Below are 22,196 nucleotides of genomic sequence, written 5' to 3'. Positions count from 1 at the left end.
TCCGAGGCCACTACATCCAGGATCGGGCACGATCACGCAGGCGGAACCCGGCACGGGGGTGACAGTGGCCGGCCAGGCGAGGCGGCGGACCACCCGGGGACGCCGGCGGCCCGGCGAGAACGACGGGCCAGGACGGCGACGGCGTGCCCGGCAGAAACGGCAAGGGCGGCGGGAGCGGAGGCTGGCAGGCCGGGCGAGAACGGCGAGGCCGGCGGGGTTACGGGATTAAGGGTCGGGCGGGAACGGCGAGGGCCCCGCCCCCGGCGATCTCACGGATCGCGGGGACGGGGCCCTTCGTCGTTCAGCGGGTCACTTGCCGCCGGCGAGCTTCTCCCGCAGTGCGGCGAGCGCCTCGTCGGTGGCCAGGGTGCCGGCCGGCTCCTCGGCCTGCCGGCTCGGGGCCGGGGTGGTCGAGGTGGCGCCGCCACCGCTGACCGCCGGAGCCGGGTTGGCAGCGGCCTCGGCGTCGGCGGCCCGGGAGGTCTGCACCTGCTTGGTGTGGGCCTCCCAGCGCTGACGCGCCTCGGCGTACTGCTGCTCCCAAGTCTCGCGCTGCTTCTCGTACCCCTCGAGCCACTCCCCGGTCTCCGGGTCGAAGCCCTCCGGGTAGATGTAGTTGCCCTCGGCGTCGTAGGTCGCGGCCATGCCGTAGAGGGTCGGGTCGAAGTGCTCCTCGCCCTCGACGAAGCCCTCGTTGGCCTGCTTGAGCGACAGCGAGATCCGGCGGCGCTCCAGGTCGATGTCGATGACCTTGACCATGACCTCGGAGCCGACCTGGACGACCTGCTCCGGGATCTCCACGTGGCGCTCGGCCAGCTCGGAGATGTGGACCAGGCCCTCGATGCCGTCGTCCACCCGGACGAAGGCGCCGAACGGCACCAGCTTGGTGACCTTACCCGGCACGATCTGCTGGATCGCGTGGGTGCGGGCGAACTGCCGCCACGGGTCCTCCTGGGTCGCCTTCAGCGACAGCGAGACCCGCTCGCGGTCCAGGTCGACGTCCAGGACCTCGACCTCGACCTCCTGGCCCACCTCGACGACCTCGGACGGGTGGTCGATGTGCTTCCAGGAGAGCTCGGAGACGTGCACCAGACCGTCCACGCCGCCGAGGTCGACGAACGCGCCGAAGTTGACGATCGAGGACACGACGCCCTTGCGGACCTGGCCCTTCTGCAGCTTGTTGAGGAACTCGGTGCGCACCTCGGACTGCGTCTGCTCCAGCCAGGCCCGGCGGGACAGGACCACGTTGTTGCGGTTCTTGTCCAGCTCGATGATCTTGGCCTCGAGCTCGCGGCCGACGTACGGCTGCAGGTCACGCACGCGCCGCATCTCGACCAGGGAGGCGGGCAGGAAGCCGCGCAGCCCGATGTCGAGGATGAGGCCACCCTTGACCACCTCGATGACCGAGCCGCGGACGACACCGTCCTCGTCCTTGATCTTCTCGATGGTGCCCCACGCCCGCTCGTACTGCGCGCGCTTCTTCGAGAGGATCAGACGCCCCTCCTTGTCCTCCTTCTGGAGGACAAGGGCCTCGATGTGGTCGCCGACCGAAACCACCTCGGCCGGGTCCACGTCGTGCTTGATCGACAGCTCCCGAGAGGGGATGACGCCCTCGGTCTTGTAGCCGATGTCGAGCAGGACCTCGTCCCGATCGACCTTGACGACGGTGCCTTCGACAATGTCGCCGTCGTTGAAGTACTTGATGGTCTCGTCGATCGCGGCGAGGAAAGCTTCCTCGGAGCCGAGGTCGTCGACGGTGACCTTGTTGGCGCTCGAGGGGGCCTCGATGCTGCTCGTCATGTGGGCGGTTGCTCCGGTCGGATGATGTGTCATCGCAGGCTTGCGTCGCGGTGACCTGTTCGCGCCAGCGGATCCGTCGCCGGGCACACCGAACGATCGCCAAGTGAGATCATGATGTGGCTCCGGAGACCGCGCACCTGCTCCCTGCCGAGGCACACGATCCGCGAGCGCATCGTCTAGCCTACCGTGCGCATTACCACAGCGTGCAAGCCCTCCCGTCTCCTCGCCGCCTGGTGACCTGCGAAAGCCGAGAAATCGCCCGGAAAGCACCTCGACTGTCTCGTGCGTCACAGCCGCCCCATCCACCTCGGGGCGGAGCCGGGCTCGGCCACCCGGACCCGGCCCCCCGCCCGCCCGGACCGCCCGCCCGGACCGTCCGGCCACCGGCACCCCCGGTGCGCCCGAGCCCGAGCGTCGGTGGGCTGACGCCGGGGCCTAGCGTGAGCGGGTGGACGACGACGACAGCCGGGTGACCCGCCGCCGGGTCGGCGACGCCGAGGCGCGCCGGGCCAACCGCCGCTGGTGGGACGCCGACGCCGACGACTACCAGGCCGAGCACGGCGGCTTCCTCGGCGACGTCGACTTCGTCTGGTGCCCGGAAGGGGTGCGCGAGGCCGACGTCGGGCTGCTGGGCGAGCTGGCCGGACGGCGGGTGCTGGAGCTGGGCTGCGGGGCGGCCGCGGCGGCCCGCTGGCTGGCCAGCCAGGGTGCCCGGCCGGTCGCCCTGGACCTCTCCGCCGGCATGTTGCGCCACGCCGCGCGCGCCGCCGCCCGCACCGGCGTACGGGTGCCGCTGGTGCAGGCCGACGCGCTGGCGCTGCCCTTCGGCGCCGAGGCGTTCGACACCGCCTGCACGGCGTTCGGCGCGATCCCGTTCGTGACCGACTCGGCGGCGGTGATGCGCGAGGTGTTCCGGGTGTTGCGCCCCGGTGGCCGCTGGGTGTTCTCGGTCACCCACCCGATGCGGTGGATCTTCCTGGACGACCCGGGCGAGGGCGGGCTGACCGCCGTGCACTCGTACTTCGACCGCTCCCCCTACGTGGAGCAGGACGAGACCGGCACGGCCACCTACGTCGAGCAGCACCGCACCCTCGGCGATCGGATCCGCGAGCTGGTCGGCGCCGGGTTCCGCCTGGTCGACCTGGTGGAACCGGAGTGGCCGGAGGGGCACGAGGGGATCTGGGGGCAGTGGAGCCCGCTGCGCGGCCGGCTCTTCCCGGGCACCGCGATCTTCGTGGCCGAGAAGCCCGCGCGCCGGTAGCCGCCGTTTCCGCCCACCGGCGCCGGGTAGCCAGGGCGTATGGCCGAGAAGAGGGAATTCCGCGAGGGCGACCACGTCTCCTGGGCCAGTCACAGCGGCCGGGCGTACGGCGTGGTGAAGGAGAAACTCATCGACCGGACGCACGTGCGCGGGCACGCCGTCAACGCGTCCCCGGAGCACCCGCAGTACCGGATCCGCAACGACGACTCGGGCCGGGACGTCGCCCACCGACCGGAGGTGCTGCGCCGTGAGCCGAAGTGAGGACCCGCAGCAGACGTACCGGGAGTTCACCGAGGCGGTGAACATGAAGCCCGGCGAGCTGAAGTCGTGGCTGGAGACCGACGAGTCCAAGCACGTCGGGTGGCGCAAGGGCAGCAAGGGCGGCGAGTCGGTGGGGCACGAGTCGGGCCGCCGGATCATCGACCTGCTGCGCCGCAAGCGCGGTGAGCTCTCCGAGACCGACTACCGGCACATGCGCAAGGTGGTCGGGTACGTCCGGCGGCACATGGCGCAGCGGCCCAGCGGCGACGTACGGCGGACCCGCTGGCGGTACTCGCTGATGAACTGGGGCCACGACCCTCTCAAGGCCCCGCTGCCGGCGCCCGGCGGCCGGTCCCGGCAGGCCCTGGAACGGCGCGGCAAACCGCCGGAGGCGCGCCGGGGACCGGGCCGCTGATCGTCCGCCGGGCGGGTGCCCGGCGGACGCGGCGGGTCAGTGGTCGGCGCTGTTCCAGTCGCGGCCCTCGCCGACCGACACCTCCAGCGGCACCGACAGCGGGTAGGCCCCGCCCATCTCGCGCCGCACGAGTGTCTCCAGCGCCTCCCGCTCGCCGGGGGCGACCTCGAAGACCAGTTCGTCGTGCACCTGCAGCAGCATCCGCGAGCGCAGCCCGGCCTCGCGCAGCGCGGTCTCCACGTGCAGCATGGCGACCTTGATGATGTCGGCCGCGGAGCCCTGGATCGGGGCGTTGAGCGCCATCCGCTCGGCGATCTCGCGGCGCTGCCGGTTGTCGCTGACCAGGTCGGGCAGGTAGCGCCGGCGGCCCAGGATGGTGGAGGTGTAGCCGTCGTGGCGGGCCCGGGCCACCACCTCGTGCAGGTAGTCGCGTACCCCGCCGAAACCGGCGAAGTAGTTCTCCATCAGCCCGCGCGCCTCCTCGGTGCTGATCCCGAGCTGCTGGGAGAGGCCGAACGCGCTCAGCCCGTACGCCAGGCCGTAGTTCATCGCCTTGATCTTGCGCCGCTGGTCGGCGGTGACCTCGGCGACCGGCACCCCGAACACCGACGACGCGGTGGCGGCGTGGAAGTCGGCCCCGGAGTTGAACGCCTCGATCAGCGCGTCGTCCGACGACAGGTGCGCCATGATCCGCATCTCGATCTGGCTGTAGTCGGCGGTGAGCAGGCACTCGTAGCCCTCGCCCACCACGAAGGCGCGCCGGATCCGCCGCCCCTCCTCGGTGCGGATCGGGATGTTCTGCAGGTTGGGCTCGGTCGAGGAGAGCCGGCCGGTGGCCGCCACCGTCTGGTTGAAGGTGGTGTGGATCCGGCCGTCGTCGGAGACCGACTTGAGCAGCCCGTCAACCGTGGACTTCAGCTTGGCCACGTCGCGGTGGCGCAGCAGGTGCGCCAGCACCGGGTGCGGGTTCTGCGCGTAGAGCCACTGCAGGGCGTCGGCGTCGGTGGTGTAGCCCGTCTTGATCTTCTTGGTCTTGGGCAGCCCCAGCTCACCGAAGAGGATCTCCTGCAGCTGCTTGGGCGAGCCCAGGTTGAACTCCCGCCCGACCGCCGCGTACGCGCCCTGCGCGGCGGCCTTCACCTCGGCCGCGAAGTGCGCCTCCAGCTCCGACAGGTAGTGCGTGTCGGCGGCGATGCCGGTGCGCTCCATGCCGGCCAGCACCCGCATCAGCGGCAGCTCGACCCCGGCCATCAGCCGGGCCGACTGCTCGCCGTCGCGGGACAGCTCGGCGTCGATCGCGTCGGCCAGGTCGAGGGTGGCCCGGGCCTGGAGCATCAGGTTCTGCTCGACCTCGCCCTCGTTGCCCAGACCGTCGAGGGTGAGCTGGCCGTCGTCGGGCGCGTCGACCCGCAGCTCGCGGTGCAGGTAGCGCAGCGCCAGGTCGGTCAGGTCGTAGGAGCGCTGGTCGGGGCGGGCCAGGTAGGCCGCGATCTGGGTGTCGCGGACGATGCCCTCCAGCGACCAGCCGTGCGCCGCGAACGCGAGCACTGCCGGCTTGCTGTCGTGCAGCACCTTGGGCCGCTCGGCGTCGGCCAGCCAGCCGGCGAGCGCCGCCTCGTCGCCGGCGTCCAGCCGGGCCGGGTCGACCCAGGCCGCCGCCCCGGCGGCGGTGGCCAGCGCCAGGGCGGTCACCGTGGCGGTGTGCCGCCGGTTGGGGCCGGTGTCGAGGGTGACCGCCACGCCGACCGGGGTGCCGGCCGGCGCGTGCGCGCCCAGCCACCGGGTCAGCGCGCCCGGCTCGGTGAGCACCTCGCCGGCCAGGTCGAACCCGGCCTCGGCCTCCGGCTCCACCGCCTCGAGGTACTGGTAGAGCCGGTCGCGCAGGATCCGGAACTCCAGGGTGTCGAAGACCTGGTGCACCGCCTCGCGGTCCCAGCCGGCCCAGCGGGCGTCCTCCGGGCGCAGCGGCAGCTCCAGGTCGGAGACCAGGCAGTTGATCTCGTAGTTGCGGATCACGTCGGCGAGCCGCTCGCGCAGGCTGTCGCCGGCCTTGCCCTTGATCTCGTCGGCCCGGGCGACGACGCCCTCCACCCCGCCGTACGCGGTGATCCACTTCGCCGCCGTCTTCGGGCCGACACCGGGGACGCCGGGCAGGTTGTCGCTGGTCTCGCCGACCAGCGCGGCCAGGTCGCGGTAGCGCTCCGGGGGCACGCCGTACTTCGCCTCGACCGCGGCCGGGTCCATCCGGGCCAGGTCGGAGACGCCCTTGCGCGGGTAGAGCACGGTGATGCTGTCGCCGACGAGCTGGAACGCGTCGCGGTCGCCGGTGGTGATCAGCACCGACATGCCCTGGTCGCGGGCCTGGCAGGCGAGCGTGGCGATGACGTCGTCGGCCTCGTAGCCCTCCTTCTCCACCACCGGGATGCGCAGCGCCGCCAGCACCTCCTTGACCAGGCTGACCTGGCCCTTGAAGTCGGTCGGGGTCTCGCTGCGGCCGGCCTTGTACTCGGCGTACTTCTCGGTGCGGAAGGAGCGGCGGGAGACGTCGAAGGCGACGACGATGTGGGTGGGCTGCTCGTCGCGGAGCACGTTGATCAGCATCGAGGTGAAGCCGTAGACCGCGTTGGTCGGCTGACCCGTCGTGGTGGAGAAGTTTTCCACCGGCAGGGCGAAGAAGGCCCGGTATGCCAGGGAGTGTCCGTCGACGAGGAGCAGGCGCGGCGTCGTAGCTGTCACGGAGGCGACTCTAGTCCGTACGACCGACAACCCCGACCCGGCGGCACCGGGCCCGGGCGGAAAAGCGCCGGCGGCCGCCCGCCCCCTCGGGGACGGACGGCCGCCGGCGGTACGACGCGGTCAGGCCACGCCGAGGTACGCCTCCTTGACCGCCGGGTCGTGCAGCAGGTCCTGGCCGGACCCCTCCTTCACGATCCGACCGGTCTCCAGCACGTACCCCCGGTGCGCCCGGGACAGCGCCTGCTGGGCGTTCTGCTCCACCAGCAGGATCGTGGTGCCCTGCTGGTTGATCTCCGTGATGATGTCGAAGATCTGCCGGATCACCATCGGGGCCAGACCCATCGACGGCTCGTCCAGCAGCAGCAGCTTCGGCCGGCTCATCAACGCCCGGCCGACCGCGAGCATCTGCTGCTCACCGCCGGAGAGCGTGCCACCGGCCTGCTTGCGCCGCTCGGCCAGCCGCGGGAACAGCGTCAGCACCCGGTCCAGGTCGGCGGCGATGCCGGCGGCGTCCCGTCGGGTGTACGCCCCCATGTCCAGGTTCTCCATCACCGTCATGCCGGGGAAGATCTGCCGCCCCTCCGGGGACTGGCACAGCCCCCGGACCACCCGCAGGTCGGCCCGGAGCTTGCTGATGTCCTCCCCGTTGAAGGTGATCTTCCCGCCGGAGAGCGCGCGGGTACCGGAGATGGCCCGCATGGTGGTGGTCTTGCCGGCGCCGTTCGCGCCGATCAGGGCCACCACCTCACCCTCGTTGACGGTGAGACTGATGCCGTGCAGCGCCTCGATCCGGCCGTAGGCGACGGTGACGTTCTCGAGCTCAAGCAGCGTCATCAGTGGACTCCCCCAGGTAGGCCGCGATCACCTTCGGATCCCGGCTGACCTCGGCCGGCGCGCCGTCGGCGATCTTCCGGCCGAACTCCAGCACCACGATCCGGTCGGTGACCCCCATGACCAGCTTCATGTCGTGCTCGATGAGCAGCACGGTCAGCCCCAGGTCACGGATCCTGCGGATCAGGCCGAGCAGGTCCTCCTTCTCGGCCGGGTTGAAGCCGGCGGCCGGCTCGTCCAGGCAGATCAGCTTCGGCTCGGTGGCCAGCGCCCGGGCGATCTCCAACCGGCGCTGGTAGCCGTACGGCAGGTTGCGCGCCGCGTCGTTGGCCCGGTCGGCGATGCCGACGAAGCGCAACAGCTCCAGCGCCTTGGCCTCGGCCGCCCGCTCCTCCAGGATGTGCCGGGACAGGCCGAAGGTCTTGGCGAACGTCCGCCGCACCTGCTGCCAGCTCCGGACGATCCCGGACTCGGCGGTGACCTGCGGCAACTCCTCCGGCTTCGGGCGCACCCGGTAGAGCCGGAACAGCGCCCCCGGCACGCTGGTCTTGTGCCGGGAGTCCGTCCCGACCATGACGTTCTCCAGCGCGGTCATCTCCGGAAAGAGCCGGATGTTCTGGAACGTCCGGGAGATGCCCATCCGGCTGATCTGGTGCGGCTTGCGGCCGGTCACCCGCTGCCCGCGGAACCGGACCGCCCCGGAGGTCGGCTTGTACACCCCGGTCATCACGTTGAACGTGGTGGTCTTGCCGGCGCCGTTCGGGCCGATCAGGCCGAGGATCTCGCCCTCGTTGATCTGGAAGTTGATCCCGTCGAGGGCGACCACGCCGCCGAAGCGCAGCGTGACGTTGTCGACCTCGAGCAGCACGGGCCGCGGCCCGGCCTGGGTCGGGATCTTCGGCGCCGCCGTGGTGGTCTGGTCAGACATGAGCGGGCGCCTCCTCTGCCTCCGCCGCGCGGTCCTTCAACTCCCGGGCCCGCCGCCGGCTGGGGATCAGACCCTGCGGACGCAGGATCATCACCAGCACCATGGCCAGGCCGAAGGCCAGCCACCGGTAGTCGGCGATCTCCCGGAACCGCTCCGGGAGGTAGGCCAGCAGCACCGCGCCGAGCGACACCCCGACCATGTTGCCGGAGCCACCGACCACGACCATCGCCACGAAGAGGATCGACAGGTTCACGTTGAACTGCGTCGGGTCGATGAACGCGTTCCGGCTGGCGAACAGGAAGCCGGACAGGCCGCCCAGCGCCGCGCCGATGGCGAACGCCCACAGCTTGAACTTGAACGGGTAGACACCCATCACCGCCGCGGCGTCCTCGTCCTCGCGGACGGCCAGCCAGGCCCGGCCCACGCGGCTGTGCTCCAGCCGGCGCACCGCGATGACCATCAACAGCACCATCGTGATCGCCAGCCAGTACCACGGCTTGGCGTCGATCAGACCGAAGATCTCGTTCTCCGCCGAGGGCGGACCCTCCGGACCGGGGATCGCCGAGATGCCCTGCGGGCCGTTGGTCACGCCGGTGGCGTTCCGCGCGAAGATCCGGATGATCTCGCCGAAGCCGAGCGTGACGATGGCCAGGTAGTCGCCGCGCAGCCGCAGCGTCGGCCAGCCCAGCAGCACGCCGGAGATCAGCGTCAGCACCAGCGCGATGAACAGGCAGATGGCCCAGGTCACCGCCCAGGTCGGCGGCAGGTCGAACTCCTGCTGGATCCACTTGACCACCGGCGAGTTCACCGAGCCGAACAGCGCCACGCTGTACGCACCGATGGCGAAGAAGCCGATGTAGCCGAGGTCGAGCAGGCCGGCCAGACCCACCACCACGTTCAGGCCGATGGCGACCAGCACGTAGATGGCGCAGACGAACAGCACACCGGCCCAGTTGTTGCCACCGGCGATCGAGTCGGTACGCAGCCAGGTCAGACCCGGAATGCCGAGCAGCGGCAGGTAGTAGAGGAACGCCACCAGGGCGGCCAGCCCGATCGCCTGCTGCCAGCGCGGCAGCGCCCGGACGCGGTCGCCGACGGAGGTCAGCAGGCTGACCCGGCGGCGGTCCGCGGCACGAATCTTGTCAATCATGCGCGGGCCCTCCCGAGCGACTCACCCAGCAGGCCGGTCGGACGGAACATCAGCACCACGATCAGCACCACGAAGGCGATGACGTCCTCCCAGTTGGAGGCGAACAGGGTGGCGCCGTAGACCTCGACGATGCCGAGGAAGAGGCCGCCCACCAGCGCGCCCCGCAGGTTGCCGATACCGCCGAGCACCGCCGCGGTGAACGCCTTCAGACCCAGCACGAAGCCGATGCTGTTCTGGGTGAAGCCGAACCGCATGCTCCACAGCAGCGCCGCGGCGCCGGCCATGATGCCGCCGAGCACGAAGATCAGCATGATCACGCGCTCCTGGTTGACGCCCATCAGGGCCGCCGTCTCCGGGTTCTGCGCCACCGCCCGCACGCCCCGGCCGTAGCGGGTGCGGTTGATGAACCAGTCCAGCGCCGCCATCATCACCACGGCGGAGATGAACACGATCAACTGGATGTTGGTGATCGCCGTGCCGCCGATGGTGAAGAGCGTCTCCTGCTGGATGATCGTTGGCATACCGACGATCTGCCGGGCCCGACCGAACATCGTCGGCAGCGCGCCACCGGCGATGTCCGGCAGCAGCAGGCCGAAGACCTCGACCAGCACCAGCGAGAGCCCGATCGCGGTGATCAGGAAGATCAGCGGCGGCGCGTTCTTGCGCCGCAGGGGGCGGTAGGCGATCCGTTCGATCGCCAGTGCGGTGCCACCGGAGGCGACCGCCGCGGCCACCAGACCGAGCACCAGGAAGAGCACCGCCTGCCCGATCGGCGGGTTGTTCTGCACCCCGAACGCGGTCCACACGCCCAGCACCGCGAAGGTGCCGACCATGAAAACCTCGGAGTGGGCAAAGTTGATCAGGCGCAGGACGCCGTAGACGAGCGTGTAGCCCAGGGCGATCAGGGCGTAGATCGCCCCCTTGGACAACCCGTCGACGGTGTGCTGGCCGAGATGGCCGAATAGTTCGTCGAAATTCACCGGGGTCTCCTTGCATCGAGTACGGCCGGGGCGAACACCCCGGCCGTACTCCAGTGCTGTCGTCAGCTGAGCTTGAGCTCCTGCAGCGGCTCGATCGCCGTGCCCTTGATCTGGTACGCCCAGATGACGACCTTCGTCGGGTCGACGTCACCCTTGTCGTCGAACTTGATGTACTTCGACACGCCCTGCTTGTCGTAGGACTTCACGTAGGCCAGGATGTCGGCCCGGCTCTTCTTGCCGTCCTTGAACGCGTCCAGGTAGATCTGCGCGGCGTCGAAGCCCTCCGCACCGTAGGAACCCGGCGCCTGGCCGTACTCCTTCTGGTAGTCGGCGGAGAAGGTGCCGCCGGCCTTGTCGGCCGGGAGGCACGGGCAGGTGATGATCGCGCCCTCGGCACCGCCGGAGGCACCCTGCGGGAACGCCGGGTCGTAGAGACCGTCCGGGCCGACGAACTTGGCCTGGACACCGGCGGCGCGCATCTGGCGCACCAGCGGAGCGGCCTCACGGGTGTAGCCGCCGTAGAAGACGAAGTCGGCCTGCGCCGCCTTGATCTTGGAGATGGTGGCGTCGAACTGCGACTGCCGCTCCTGGATCTTGTCGCTGCCGACCAGCGTGCCGCCGAGGTTCTTGCCCAGCTCGGCGGTGATGCCAGCGCCGTAGGCGCTGCCGTCGTCGATCGCGAAGACCTTCTGCGCGTTCTGCGCCTTCATGTAGGTCGCCACCGCGCCGGCCTGCGTGCCGTCGTGGCCGACCACCCGGAAGAAGGACGTGTTGCCCTTCTGGGTCAGGTCGGTCCGGGTGGCCGACGGGGCCACCATCGCCAGGCCGGCGGCCTGGTAGATCGGCATGGTCGCGTCCGACTCACCGGAGAAGTGGCCACCGATGACGCCGAGGAACGAGTTGTCGCCGGCGATCTGGTTCGCGAACGGAGTCGCCACCGCCGGGTCGCCCTGGGTGTCGAACTCCTGCATGGTGACCTTGCAGTCCGGGTTCTTCTCGTTGTGCTGCTTCACGGCGAGCTTCGCGCCGTTCAGCGACGGGATCACCAGACCCGCGTTGTCACCGGTGAACGCACCGAAGATCGCGATCTTGCCGCCGCAGTCGCCGGACGCGGTGCCGCCTTCGCCGCCCGAGTCCTGGCAACCAGCTGCGACAACCAGGGTCGCGGCGAGCGCGGCAGTGCCGAGCGCCCGTACATAGCTTCGCCTCACGGCTTCCTGACCTCCTCCAGATGCGGGCCCGACCAACCCCACCGACGGGGACAGCCAGCAACCCGCAGTTCCACCCACCCCGCAGGGACGCCCCCTGCGTTACGGCTCGTGATGGCGGAGCGTACCGACACTCATACGGTCTCGGAAGGCCTAGAGCCGGGGTCTGCGAAACCGTTACGAAGGCGCGCGGGATCCAAACATTTCCCGTAACAGGTCAATCCCCTGACCGGTCCTTAGGCGGTTGGCTGACCGAATCGCGGGACGGCCCGAACCCCCGCCAACCGGTCGACTCCCGGCTGGTCAATGACCCGAATCGATCACCCGGCAGCGGCCGGCGACCGGCCTCGCGTCACCCCGGCGCCGGGGCCGCCGGAGCCCACCAGAACCCGCTGCGGGTGCCGTCGTCCGCCACCAGCCACCAGCGCTCCCCCACCGCCAGGAGGCTGACGTCCCGATCCGCCCCGGCCGGCAACTGCGTCGCGGGGACCACCTCGTGCCACGACCCGCCGAGGTCCGACGACGCCCACACGCTGTGCCGCGCCCCGTCGGAGACCGCCGCCAACAGCCACCCGCCGGAGGCCACCAGCGAGCTCACCGACGGCACCCCACCCGCGCCGAGCGCACCGAAGCCACCGGCTGCCGCCCAGTCGGCCCCCGGCGCCTGCCGCCACGTCCCGAACGCCCGGCCCCGCAACCCCACCGCGACAGCGGTGTCGCCGGCCATCACCACCCGCTGCAACTCTTCGTAGTCGCTGGTGCCCGGCAGGGTCGTCCGCCGCCAGGACCGCCCGTCCGCCGACGTCCAGGCCGCCGGATCCCGGTCGATCCGGCCGCGCGGCAGCACCCCGCCCACGGCCAGCCAACCCCCCGGCCCGGCGACCGCGTCGAACGCCCAGCTCACCCCGCGGGTGTCGGACGCCAACTCCGGCGCCGCCTCGACCAGCACGAAGTCCGCCGCGTCCGGCGACACCCAGGCCGCCGCGCCGCTGGACCGGTTACCCACGATCAACCAGCCCGCCGGCCCGCCGGCCAACCGGGACACGTTGACCGCCTTCGGCCCGCCGTAGGTCTCGAACGACGCCGCCACCTCGACCAGCGTGCCGTCGCCGCGCTGCCGCCAGGTGCTCACCCGCGGATAGCCGTGCGCGCCGCCGACCTTCGCGCCGACCACGGCGGCCACCCCGTCGCGGCAGCCGACCGAGTAGAGCACGTTCTGCTTGCCGTAGAAGGAGTCCGCGGCGATCGGCAGCGAGGTCCACGAGGTGCCGTCCCCGCTCGTCCAGGCGGCCGGCCGGGTCGCGCGCGTCGCGTCGGCCACCCCGCCGACCAGGTACCACCGGCCGGCGCAGGCGACCATGTCGCGCAGGATCAGCCGCCCCGGCGGGCCCGGCGGCGCCGGCAGGGTCAGTTCCTGCCAGGTCGGGCTGACCGGCTGCGGGTTGTCGCCGTCGTGGGCGGTGCCATCCTCGCAACCGGCGAGCAGCACGGCCGACACACCGAGCACCGCCACCAACCGCCGACCACCCATGGATCCGATGCTATCGATCACCGGCCCGTCGCGGTGCCCCCCGAACCGGCGACCTCAGGAGGTCGGCTGGGCCACCTCGCCGCCGGCGGTCTCGGCGAGGATCCGCTCGGCGACCTCCTTCATGGTCATCCGGTGGTCCATCGCGGTGCGCTGGATCCACTTGAACGCCTGCGGCTCGGTCATCCCGTACGTCGTCATCAGCGCGCCCTTGGCGCGCTCGACGGTCTTGCGGATCTCCAGCCGGTCGGTCAGCCCGGCGACCTCCGCCTCCAGCGCGGCGATCTCCGAGTAGCGGGAGAGCGCGATCTCCACCGCCGGGACCAGGTCGCTCTTCTGGAAGGGCTTGACCAGGTACGCCATCGCGCCGGCCGCCCGGGCCCGCTCCACCAGGTCGCGCTGGCTGAACGCGGTCAGGATGATCACCGGGGCGATCCGCGCGCCGGCGATCCGCTCGGCGGCGGCCAGGCCGTCCATGATCGGCATCTTGATGTCGAGGATGACCAGGTCCGGCTTGAGCTCCTCGGCGAGCCGGACGGCGGTCTCGCCGTCGCCGGCCTCCCCGACCACCTCGTAGCCCTCTTCGGCCAGCATCTCGGCGAGGTCCAGCCGGATGAGCGCCTCGTCCTCGGCGATCAGTACCCGCCTGCGCTCGGCATCCGTCTGCGTCTCGGCCACGAGCCCTACCCCCACCAGTCAGAACCCGACACCCGCCCAGCCGGATGTCGCCGCCCTTAGCGTAGTGGGTACCCTGTGAGGGGCCGCCAGAGCGTTCCGCGAGTACGTCCCCGTATTCCAATCGGTAGAGAAACGGAGCTCAAACCTCCGACAGTGTGGGTTCGAATCCCACCGGGGACACGAAACTGTCGTACGGACGTTCGACACTCATCCCGTGCATCCACCCGAGGTCCGCGCTCACGCCCGGCGGCTCTACCTGTCCGGAGCCCGGGTCTCCGAAGCGGCCCGTAGCGTCGGGCTCGCCTACCGCACCGTCTGGGAGTGGTGCCGCGAGCGGCCGGAGGCAGTCGTCCAGGGCACCGGGCTGCGGTGCTTCCGTTGCCGACCCGAGGTCGCCAATCCGACAGATCAACCGGCCTACTGCTATCTGCTCGGTCTCTACCTGGGCGACGGGCACCTCGTGGCCACCGCGCGCGTACCGGTGCTGAGGATCAGTTGCGGCAACGTCTGGCCCGGCCTGATCGACGCCTGCGAGACGGCCATGCGCGACGTGCTCGCCGCTCGGGTGCGGCGGGTCCAGCAACAGGGCTGCGTCAGCGTGCAGAGCTACGGCAAGCACTGGCCCTGCCTGCTACCGCAGCACGGGCCGGGCAGGAAGCACGAGCGCCCCATCGTTCTCACCGACTGGCAGCGGGAGATCGTCGCCGCGCACCCCGGTCATTTCCTGCGCGGGCTGTTCCACTCCGACGGGTGCCGGTTCGCCAATCGGGTGGTCGTCCGCGGCAAGGAGTACGTCTACCCGCGCTACATGTTCACCAACGAGTCGGCGGACATCATGAGCCTCTGCCAGTGGGCGCTGGACCTGCTCGGCATCGCCTGGCGGATGAACCGCCGCAACTCGCTGTCGGTGGCGCGGCGGGAGGCGGTCGCCGCGCTGGACCGGCACGTCGGCCCGAAGTCCTGAAGGGAGGCGCACCGGCCGCCGGCGACCCGGCCGCCGGTCAGCCCAGTTCGGCGAGCGCCCGGGCGAGGTCGTCGCGCAGGTCCTCCGGGTCCTCCAGGCCGACGGAGACGCGCAGCAACCCGCCGGCGGGCTTCGCCTCGCCCTCGACCGGGCGGTGGGTCAGCGAGGCCGGGTGCTGGATGAGCGTGTCGACGCCGCCCAGCGACACCGCGTGGGTGATCAGCCGGCAGGCGTTCGCCACCGCCGCCGCGGCGGGGGCGCCGCCGCGTACCTCGAAGGCGAGCAGGCTGCCGGTGCCGGTCAGTTGCCGGCCGACGAGCCCGGCGGGATCGTGCAGCGAGGGGTGGTGCACGCGGGTCACGGCGGGGTGGTCGGCGAGCCAGCCGGCCAACTTCTCCGCGCCGGCCTGCTGGGCGCGCACCCGCACGGGGAGAGTCTGCAGGCCGCGGTGCAGCAGGTAGCCGCCGAGCGGGTGCAGGATCGCGCCGGTGAGGGCGCGCACCTGGCGCAGCCGGGTGGCCCAGCCGGTGTCGCAGGCGACGACGCCGGCGAGGACGTCGCCGTGGCCGCCGATGCTCTTGGTGGCGCTGTGCAGGACGAGCGCGGCGCCGTGCCGGGCGGGTTGCTGGAGCACCGGGGTGGCGACGGTGTTGTCGACGAGCAGCGGTACGTCGCCGGCGGCGTGGGCGACGGCGGCGATGTCGACGAGGTCGAGGGTGGGGTTGGCCGGCGTCTCGAGGACGACCAGCGCGGTGTCGGGGCGGACGGCGGCGGCGACCTCGTGCGGGCGGGCCCAGGTGACGGTGGTGCCGAGCAGGCCGGTGGCGAGGACGTGGTCGGTGCCGCCGTAGAGGGGGCGGACGGCGACGACGTGGCGGCGGCCGTCGGAGGTGGCGGCGAGCAGGGTGGCGGTGAGGGCGGCCATGCCGCTGGCGAAGGCGACGGCTTCGGCGGTGCCTTCCAGGGTGGCGAGGGCGGTCTCGAAGCGGGCCACGGTGGGGTTCCACAGCCGCTGGTAGACGGCGCTGGCGCCGGACGGGAGGGTGCCGCCGGTGGCCAGGCTCTCGTAGGCGTCGCCGCCGGCGTCGACCGAGGGCAGCGGGTTGGTGGTGGAGAGGTCGATCGGCGGCACGTGGACGCCGAGGGCGGCGAGGTCGTCGCGGCCGGCGTGCACGGCTCGGGTGTCCACGGTCGTCATGCGGAGAGCATCGAACATAGCGCCGATTAGTGGCAACACTTCCGCAGATGATTCGGCGAATCCCGTTGGCGCACCGCAGGGATTCGGTGGAGGATGCTGTCATGCCCCCTGTAGCGAATGATGTGCGGCGCTTCGCGGCGCTGGACGACGTCGACCGCGCGATCCTGGCCGAGCTGGCCGCGGACGGCCGGTTGCCGAACAACGCCCTGGCCGAGCGGGTGGGCGTGGCCCCGTCGACCTGCCTGGCCCGCACCCGCGCGCTGCGCGAGTGCGGGGCGATCCGGGGCTTCCACGCGGAGGTGGATCCGGCGGCGGTGGGCCTGCCGTTGCAGGCGCTGGTGTCGGTGCGGCTGACCGCGCACGAGCGTCCGGTGGTGGACGCGTTCCGGGCCCGGTCGGTGCGGCTGCCCGGGGTGGTGGCGGTGTTCCACGTGGCCGGCGCGGACGACTACGTGCTGCACGTGCGGGCGGCGTCGGCCGACGCGCTGCGGGACTTCGTGCTGGACCACCTGGCGGTGGATCCGGCGGTGCAGCACACCCAGACCAGCCTCATCTTCGAGCAGGCCCGCGGGGTGGGCTGAGTCGCTGTCGGGAACAAATCCGGCGAGCCGGGGGTTGGCCAGCCGTGTGATCGACGTACCGCTCTCTGTTCTTGATCTTGCTCCGGTCGCGGCCGGCGCCACCGCCGGCGAGGCGCTGCGGCACACCACCGAGCTGGCCCGGCGGACCGAGGAGCTGGGTTACCACCGGTTCTGGGTGGCCGAGCACCACAACATGCCGGCGATCGCCTCGTCGGCGCCGGCGGTGCTGCTCGCCCACCTGGCCGCGCACACCAGCACGATCCGGCTGGGTTCGGGCGGGGTGATGCTGCCCAACCACGCGCCGCTGGTGGTGGCCGAGCAGTTCGGCACCCTGGAGGCGCTGCACCCGGGCCGGATCGACCTGGGCATCGGGCGGGCGCCGGGCACCGACCAGATGACCGCGCTGGCGTTGCGCCGGACGATGGAGGGGCTGTCGGCGGAGGGCTTCCCGCAGGAGCTGGCCGACCTGATGAACTACTTCAGCGGGGAACGGCCGGGGCCGATCGTGGCGACGCCGGGGCGCGGCCAGCAGCCGGCGATCTGGCTGCTGGGTTCGAGCGGGTTCAGCGCCCGGCTGGCCGGGCTGCTCGGGCTGCCGTTCTCCTTCGCGCACCACTTCAGCGCGCAGAACACGCTGCCCGCGCTGGCGCTGTACCGGGAGAGCTTCCGGCCGTCGCGCTGGCTGGAGCGGCCGTACGTGATGGTCGCGGTGAACGCGGTCTGCGCGGAGACCGACGAGCGGGCCGAGTGGCTGGCCGGGCCGAGCGCGCTGTCGTTCCTGAAGCTGCGCTCGGGTCGGCCGGAGCCGCTGGCCACCCCGGACGAGGCGGCGGCGTACCCGTACACCGAGATCGAGCGGGAGTTCGTCGAGCAGCGCCGGGAGGGCCAGGCGATGGGCTCGCCGGAGACGGTCCGCCGGCAGCTGACCGACCTGCTGGCCCGGACCGGCGCGGACGAGCTGATGCTGACCACGTTGGTCTACGACGTCGCCGACCGGGTGCGGTCGTACCAGTTGATCGCCGAGCAGGTGGCCGGCGGCCTGCGCCGCTGAAACACGATCTTCACGCCGGCGTCACCCCCGCGACGCGGTGGGTGCCTAACGTTGGTGCCGGTGGTGGTACGGCATTCCCGGTCGGGACGGGTCGGGGATGCCGCGGTGTGGCGCACCGGGCCGCGGCTGGGCGGATTCCGCGGCCGCGGCCCGGTGCCAGCCGCCGGCCCGGCGGGGCCGGGCCGGCGGGCGCGGGTCAGCGGGCCCGGGTCAGCGGAGGTAGACGTTCGGGGTGGGCGGCGTGGGCATGGCGTCGCCGATGAAGAAGCTCGGGTGCGGGGGCTGGTTGTAGGCGGTGTTCTGCCAGGCGACCGCCACCCGGTACTGCGGGTCGTGCATCAGGGTGTGGATCCGGGTGCCGGTCGGCGTCGGGGTGCTGTAGATCCGCAGCGCCCGGCTGTCGGTGGTGCGCCAGACGACCTCCTCGCGCCAGTCGCCGACCAGGTCGGCGGAGAGCGCCGGGGTGGCCTTGGTGCCGTTGTTCGCCGCCACCCCGCTCGCGGTGAGCAGGCGGGTGTCCCCGCCGGTGCCGTACTTGTCGATCCGGGTGCCGTCGAGCAGTTCCCGGACCGGGTCGCCGTCCCACCAGGCGAGGAAGTTCGCCGACGAGGGGTTGCGCCCGATACTGCCGCCGGAGCCGTTGTAGAGGTTGCCCATGTTGGTGCCGGCGCCCCAGAACTCGGCGCCCGCGCTGCCGGCGTGGATGTCCGCGGCGACCCCGCGCCCGGGGCCCTCCGCGCCGCCGTTGTTCGGCCGCTGCCAGAGCACCTGGCCGGTACGGGCGTCGTGCAGGTCGGCCGCGGGGGCGCTGCCGGACTCGTGGATGGTGAACACCTCCAGGCCGGCGCGGCCGGGCAGGAGGTCGCCGACGTGCAGGGCGTCGCCGTGGCCGAAGCCGGTGGCGTACCGGAGCCGGCCGTCGTCGTCGATGGTGGCGGAGCCGTAGACGATCTCCTGGCGGCCGTCGGCGTCGACGTCGGCCACCGAGAGGTTGTGGTTGCCCTGCCCGGCCGCGGCGGCGTTGCCGGCGGCGTTGGAGTCGAAGGTCCACCGCTTGCGCAGGGTGCCGTCGCGGAAGTCCCAGGCGGCGACGACGGCCCGGGTGTAGTAGCCGCGCGCCATCACCAGTGACGGCCGCTGCCCGTCCAGGTAGGCGGTGGCGGCGAGGAACCGGTCGACCCGGTTGCCGTAGTTGTCGCCCCAGGAGGAGACGGTGCCGCGCGGCGGGTCGTAGTCGACGGTGGAGAGGGCGGCGCCGGTGCGGCCGTCGAACATGGTCAGGTACTCCGGCCCGGTGAGCACGTAGCCGCTGGAGTTGCGGTGGTCGGCCGCGGCGTTGCCGATCACCTGGCCGGTGCCGGAGCGGGTGCCGTCGGCGGTCTTCATGGCCACCTCGGCCCGGCCGTCGCCGTCGTAGTCGTACACCTGGAACTGGGTGTAGTGGGCGCCGGCGCGGATGTTGCGGCCCAGGTCGATCCGCCACAGCCGGGTGCCGGTGAGGGTGTACGCGTCGACCTGCACGGTGCCGGTGTAGCCGGACTGGGAGTTGTCCTTGGCGTTGGACGGCTCCCACTTGAGCACTATCTCGTAGCGGCCGTCGCCGTCGAGGTCGCCGACGGAGGCGTCGTTGGCGGAGTAGGTGTAGGCCTCGCCGCTCGGGGTGGTGCCGCCGGCCGGCACCTGCAACGGCACGTCGAGATAGCCGGCGGGGAACTGGAGCGCGGGCGGCGACGCGGGCTGTTCCGCGCCGCCGACCACGGCCCGCACCGTGTACGCGGCCCCGGCGGGCGCGCCCGCGTCGAGGTGGTTGGTGGCGCCGGTGATCGGGCTGCTGTTCACCCGGGTGCCGCCCCGGTAGAGGTTGAACCCGACGCCGGTGGTCTCGGTGCCCAGCAGCCGCCAGGAGACCAGGTTGCCGGTGCCGGAGCGCACGCTGACCAGGCCCCGGTCGAGGTCCTCCACCTGCACCGCCCCGGGCGGCGGGTTGGTCGGCGGCGGGCTGGTGGGCGGTGGGCTGGTGGTCGGCGGCGCCGAGGTGGGTGGGGCGCCGGTGCAGGTGGTGCCGTTGAGGGCGAAGCTGCTCGGGGCCGGGTTGCCCCCGGTCCAGCTGCCGACGAAGCCGAAGCCGGTGGTGCCGTCGGTGCCGAGGGCGGCGTTCCAGTCGAGGTTGCGGGCGGTGACCTCGGCACCGGACTGGCTGACCGTGGCGTTCCACGCCTGGCCGACCCGCTGGCCGGCCGGGAAGGTCCAGGTGAGCGTCCAACCGGTGATCGGGTCGCCGAGGTTGGTGACCGCGACGTCGGCGCCGAAACCGTCGGGCCACTGGTTGGTGACCCGGTAGTCGACCCGGCAACCGGCGGCGGCCGCGGCGGCGGTGAGGCTGGTCAGGGTGCCGGCGGCGAGAGCGGCCGCGGCGGCCGCGGCGAGCAGCGCGACGCGGCGGGGGGTGACAGGCATGCGGAGCCCTCCGGAGAGGTGGGGGCGCGCGGCGGCCGGACACCGCCGGCCTGCCCGGGGCCGGCGGGGAGGGCGTACGCCGTGCTGACGGCAAGAGGCCCGACGCGCGTGGCGGGCGTCGGGAAGGCGGCTCCGCGCCTCTGCGATGCTACGGCCGTGGTGGACCCGGCACAATCGGTCACCCTCTTGCCGGCCGGGCGGTTTATTGATCGACTCGTCGGGTGGCCGAGCACATGACCCCCGAGGAGTTCCGCCGCGCCGGGCACGCCGTGGTGGACTGGATCGCCGACTACTGGGCGACGCTGGAGCGGCGCCGGGTGACCTCGCCGGATCCGCCCGGTGCCCTGACCGCGGCGCTGCCGCCCGGCCCGACCGAGCACGGGGAGCCGGTCGACGCCGTCCTGGCCGACCTGGACGCGCTGGTCGCCCCCCGGCTGACGCACTGGCAGCATCCCGGGTTCTTCGGCTACTTCCCGGCCAACACCAGCGGCCCCAGCGTCCTCGGCGACCTGGTCAGTTCGGGGCTGGGCGTGCAGGGCATGCTCTGGGCGACCGGGCCGGCCGCCACCGAGCTGGAGACGGCGATGCTGGACTGGCTGGCCGACCTGCTCGACCTGCCGAAGCGGTTCCGGTCGACCGGCAGCGGCGGCGGGGTGATCCAGGACTCGGCGTCCTCGGCGACGCTGGTGGCGACCCTCGCCGCGCTGCACCGGGCCGGCGGCGGCCGGTGGCGGCGGGCCGGGGTGGACCGGCGCTACCGGGTCTACACCTCGACCCAGGCGCACTCGTCGGTGGAGAAGGCCGCGCTGATCGCCGGGCTCGGGGAGGAGGGCGTCCGCCCGGTCGAGGTCGACCCGGCGACGCTGGCCATGGATCCGGCCGCGCTGCGCACCGCGATCGAGGCGGACCTGGCGGCCGGTGAGGTGCCGGCGCTGGTGGTGGCGACCATCGGCACCACCTCCACCACGGCGGTGGACCCGCTGCCGGCGATCGGGGCGATCTGCGCCGAGTACGGCGTCTGGCTGCACGTCGACGCCGCGTACGCGGGCGCGGCGGCGGTCTGCCCGGAGCTGCGCTGGTCGCACGCGGGGCTGGAGTACGCCGACTCGTACTGCTTCGACCCGCACAAGTGGCTGCTCACCGGCTTCGACTGCGACGCGTTCTGGGTGGCCGACCGGGCTTCGCTGATCGAGGCGTTGACGGTGCTGCCGGAGTACCTGCGCAACGCCGCCAGCGAGTCCGGCGCGGTGATCGACTACCGGGACTGGCAGGTGCCGCTGGGCCGCCGGTTCCGGGCGCTCAAGCTGTGGTTCGTGCTGCGCTGGTACGGCGTCGAGGGGCTGCGGGCGCACATCCGCACCGGGGTGGCGCTGGCCGCCCGGTTCGCCGACCGGGTCCGTGCCGACGAGCGGTTCGAGCTGGCCGCGCCGCACCCGTTCTCGCTGGTCTGCTTCCGGCTGCGGGCCGGTGACGAGGCGAACGCCCGGCTGCTGGCCCGGGTCAACGCCACCGGCCGGGTGCACCTGACCCAGACCCGGGTGGCCGGCCGGTACACGCTGCGGCTGGCCGTCGGCTCCCCGTTCACCGGGCAGGCGCACGTCGACGAGGCGTGGGAGCTGCTCAGCGCCGCCGCCGACGAGGAGTGAGCGCCGCCGCCCGGGCGGCGGGGCTCAGGTCCAGGCGCGCGGGTCGGCGACCAGTTCGGTGATCCGCCCGGGCAGGGTGCCGCTGGCCACGTCGGCCACCGTGACCAGTTCGAGGATCTCCCGCTCGGTGGCCCGCAGGGCGATCCAGACGTCCTGCAACGCACGGGCCGCGCCGTGGTAGCCGAGCTGCTCCGGGCGCTGCCCGCGGACGTGCGCCAGCGGGCCGTCGATCACCCGGATCACCTCGGCCAGCGAGATCTCCTCGGCCGGGCGGGCCAGCCAGTAGCCGCCCTCGGGGCCGCGCTGGGCCTGCACGATGCCGCCCCGGCGCAGCTGCAGCAGGATGCTCTCCAGGAACTTCGGCGGGATCTCCTGGGCGCGGGCGATCTGCTCGGCGGTGACCGGCCGACCCCGCCCGACGCCGGCGCCGCCGGTCACCGAGGCGAGCTCGACGACCGCTCGAAGGGCGTAGTCGACCCGGGCGGAGAGGCGCATGCCGGCAAGGTTAGCTGCCGCTCCCCCC

General features: G+C 72.3%; 19 protein-coding genes and 1 tRNA gene. 8 read left to right on the top strand and 12 right to left on the bottom strand.

Annotation, left to right across the window (positions count from 1 at the left end; genetic code table 11):
* Nucleotides 1-309 precede the first annotated feature (309 nt).
* The gene (gene rpsA / locus Q3W71_RS24095) at nt 310-1,800 is read right to left on the bottom strand and encodes a 30S ribosomal protein S1 (protein ID WP_302921710.1); all 1,491 of its coding nucleotides are present in this window, start codon (nt 1,798-1,800) and stop codon (nt 310-312) included.
* Nucleotides 1,801-2,248: 448 nt separating this feature from the next.
* On the opposite strand from rpsA, the gene Q3W71_RS24090 reads away from it, so the two are divergent.
* The 3 genes from Q3W71_RS24090 to Q3W71_RS24080 are packed head-to-tail and all read left to right on the top strand — an operon-like array spanning nt 2,249 to nt 3,737.
* Nucleotides 2,249-3,061 (top strand): class I SAM-dependent methyltransferase, encoded by an 813-nt coding sequence (locus tag Q3W71_RS24090; protein WP_302921709.1) that lies wholly within the window; start codon nt 2,249-2,251, stop codon nt 3,059-3,061.
* Nucleotides 3,062-3,100: 39 nt separating this feature from the next.
* Nucleotides 3,101-3,322 (top strand): DUF2945 domain-containing protein, encoded by a 222-nt coding sequence (locus tag Q3W71_RS24085; RefSeq protein WP_302921708.1) that lies wholly within the window; start codon nt 3,101-3,103, stop codon nt 3,320-3,322.
* Nucleotides 3,309-3,737 (top strand): DUF3140 domain-containing protein, encoded by a 429-nt coding sequence (locus Q3W71_RS24080; protein WP_302921706.1) that lies wholly within the window; start codon nt 3,309-3,311, stop codon nt 3,735-3,737. Before Q3W71_RS24085 ends, Q3W71_RS24080 begins: the two co-directional genes overlap by 14 nt.
* A gap of 36 nt (nt 3,738-3,773) precedes the next feature.
* Here Q3W71_RS24080 and polA read toward each other — a convergent pair whose 3' ends face one another.
* From polA to Q3W71_RS24040, 8 genes are all read right to left on the bottom strand, one after another.
* Nucleotides 3,774-6,473, bottom strand: coding sequence for a DNA polymerase I (polA, locus tag Q3W71_RS24075; protein ID WP_302921705.1), 2,700 nt, complete (start codon nt 6,471-6,473; stop codon nt 3,774-3,776).
* Nucleotides 6,474-6,593: 120 nt separating this feature from the next.
* Nucleotides 6,594-7,307, bottom strand: coding sequence for an ABC transporter ATP-binding protein (locus Q3W71_RS24070; RefSeq protein WP_302921703.1), 714 nt, complete (start codon nt 7,305-7,307; stop codon nt 6,594-6,596).
* Nucleotides 7,294-8,232, bottom strand: coding sequence for an ABC transporter ATP-binding protein (locus Q3W71_RS24065; RefSeq protein ID WP_302921702.1), 939 nt, complete (start codon nt 8,230-8,232; stop codon nt 7,294-7,296). The genes Q3W71_RS24070 and Q3W71_RS24065 overlap by 14 nt, the downstream gene beginning before the upstream one ends.
* The gene (locus tag Q3W71_RS24060) at nt 8,225-9,382 is read right to left on the bottom strand and encodes a branched-chain amino acid ABC transporter permease (RefSeq protein WP_302921700.1); all 1,158 of its coding nucleotides are present in this window, start codon (nt 9,380-9,382) and stop codon (nt 8,225-8,227) included. The genes Q3W71_RS24065 and Q3W71_RS24060 overlap by 8 nt, the downstream gene beginning before the upstream one ends.
* On the bottom strand, nt 9,379-10,362 hold the full coding sequence (locus Q3W71_RS24055; RefSeq protein ID WP_302921698.1) for a branched-chain amino acid ABC transporter permease: 984 nt from the start codon (nt 10,360-10,362) through the stop codon (nt 9,379-9,381). Before Q3W71_RS24055 ends, Q3W71_RS24060 begins: the two co-directional genes overlap by 4 nt.
* Before the next feature lie 62 nt (nt 10,363-10,424).
* Nucleotides 10,425-11,573 carry a branched-chain amino acid ABC transporter substrate-binding protein gene (locus Q3W71_RS24050; protein ID WP_302921696.1) on the bottom strand — a complete coding sequence of 383 codons (1,149 nt, stop codon included), beginning with the start codon at nt 11,571-11,573 and terminating at the stop codon, nt 10,425-10,427.
* 349 nt (nt 11,574-11,922) lie between these two features.
* Nucleotides 11,923-13,101 carry a hypothetical protein gene (locus tag Q3W71_RS24045; protein ID WP_302921695.1) on the bottom strand — a complete coding sequence of 393 codons (1,179 nt, stop codon included), beginning with the start codon at nt 13,099-13,101 and terminating at the stop codon, nt 11,923-11,925.
* A 54-nt stretch (nt 13,102-13,155) separates the two neighbouring features.
* A complete protein-coding gene (locus Q3W71_RS24040; protein WP_302921694.1) occupies nt 13,156-13,776 on the bottom strand; it encodes an ANTAR domain-containing response regulator in 621 nt (206 codons plus the stop codon).
* A gap of 106 nt (nt 13,777-13,882) precedes the next feature.
* On the opposite strand from Q3W71_RS24040, the gene Q3W71_RS24035 reads away from it, so the two are divergent.
* Nucleotides 13,883-13,956 (top strand) — tRNA-Leu (locus tag Q3W71_RS24035).
* 34 nt (nt 13,957-13,990) lie between these two features.
* Complete coding sequence (locus Q3W71_RS24030) at nt 13,991-14,740, top strand: transcriptional regulator (protein ID WP_302921693.1); 750 nt, start codon at nt 13,991-13,993, stop codon at nt 14,738-14,740.
* 37 nt (nt 14,741-14,777) lie between these two features.
* Here the strand turns inward: Q3W71_RS24030 and Q3W71_RS24025 are convergent, their stop codons facing one another.
* Nucleotides 14,778-15,956: a PLP-dependent aspartate aminotransferase family protein gene (locus Q3W71_RS24025; RefSeq protein ID WP_302921692.1), complete on the bottom strand. Its 1,179-nt coding sequence runs from the start codon at nt 15,954-15,956 to the stop codon at nt 14,778-14,780.
* 83 nt (nt 15,957-16,039) lie between these two features.
* Between Q3W71_RS24025 and Q3W71_RS24020 the strand changes: the two genes are divergently transcribed.
* Entirely contained in the window at nt 16,040-16,519 is a 480-nt protein-coding gene (locus Q3W71_RS24020; protein WP_302921691.1) for an Lrp/AsnC family transcriptional regulator, read from the top strand.
* Between the two features lie 34 nt (nt 16,520-16,553).
* Nucleotides 16,554-17,570, top strand: a complete 1,017-nt coding sequence (locus tag Q3W71_RS24015) for an LLM class flavin-dependent oxidoreductase (RefSeq protein ID WP_302921690.1) — start codon at nt 16,554-16,556, stop codon at nt 17,568-17,570.
* Nucleotides 17,571-17,780: 210 nt separating this feature from the next.
* On the opposite strand, the gene Q3W71_RS24010 is transcribed toward Q3W71_RS24015, so the two are convergent.
* The gene (locus Q3W71_RS24010) at nt 17,781-20,027 is read right to left on the bottom strand and encodes a cellulose binding domain-containing protein (RefSeq protein ID WP_302921689.1); all 2,247 of its coding nucleotides are present in this window, start codon (nt 20,025-20,027) and stop codon (nt 17,781-17,783) included.
* 221 nt (nt 20,028-20,248) lie between these two features.
* Here Q3W71_RS24010 and Q3W71_RS24005 point away from each other — a divergent pair, with 221 nt between their 5' ends.
* Nucleotides 20,249-21,673 (top strand): pyridoxal-dependent decarboxylase, encoded by a 1,425-nt coding sequence (locus Q3W71_RS24005; RefSeq protein WP_302921688.1) that lies wholly within the window; start codon nt 20,249-20,251, stop codon nt 21,671-21,673.
* Nucleotides 21,674-21,697: 24 nt separating this feature from the next.
* On the opposite strand, the gene Q3W71_RS24000 is transcribed toward Q3W71_RS24005, so the two are convergent.
* On the bottom strand, nt 21,698-22,168 hold the full coding sequence (locus tag Q3W71_RS24000; protein ID WP_302921687.1) for an Rrf2 family transcriptional regulator: 471 nt from the start codon (nt 22,166-22,168) through the stop codon (nt 21,698-21,700).
* Nucleotides 22,169-22,196: the final 28 nt, after the last annotated feature.

Source organism: Micromonospora sp. C28SCA-DRY-2, assembly GCF_030519475.1.
GTDB lineage: Bacteria > Actinomycetota > Actinomycetes > Mycobacteriales > Micromonosporaceae > Micromonospora.
Note: the sequence above shows the minus strand (reverse complement) of the source record. Positions and strands in the feature narration are given on the sequence as shown.